This is a genomic window from Psychromonas aquatilis, from assembly GCF_038155185.1.
In the GTDB taxonomy this organism is placed as follows: domain Bacteria; phylum Pseudomonadota; class Gammaproteobacteria; order Enterobacterales; family Psychromonadaceae; genus Psychromonas; species Psychromonas aquatilis.
The window spans coordinates 1-305 of record NZ_JBAKAZ010000173.1 but is presented as its reverse complement, the minus strand read 5'-3'; the positions used below and the strand labels follow the sequence as shown (position 1 = coordinate 305).

1 protein-coding gene is annotated in these 305 nt (G+C 33.1%); it reads right to left on the bottom strand.

The features are described 5' to 3' along the window. Window positions 1-36: 36 nt before the first annotated feature. Complete coding sequence (locus tag V6256_RS15255; protein ID WP_341599112.1) at window positions 37-222, bottom strand: hypothetical protein; 186 nt, start codon at window positions 220-222, stop codon at window positions 37-39. Between the last annotated feature and the right edge of the window lie 83 nt (window positions 223-305).

Genomic DNA, 305 nt, shown 5'->3' with positions numbered 1-305 from the left:
GATTAACTATGAAAATTTACAAAGTCAGGTGTCCAGTTATGCTTGACCAGAATAGGTTGTTAATCCTTTAGGAAAACAACGAAGTAATTCCTGGCGCGCTAATGCGACCGACTTATCTATTGAATGGCCATAGTTTTCAGCTATTTCATGGCTATAATCATCAATGAAATAATCACAATACGCAGGGTATTCACTGCATAACATGGGTCTAAGTTGAATCATGTTTTTCCTTTAAATCATTAACTGCATAATACCAATCTAAGTAAAAATATGATCTAATTGAGTTATCTATTACTATTAAAGTG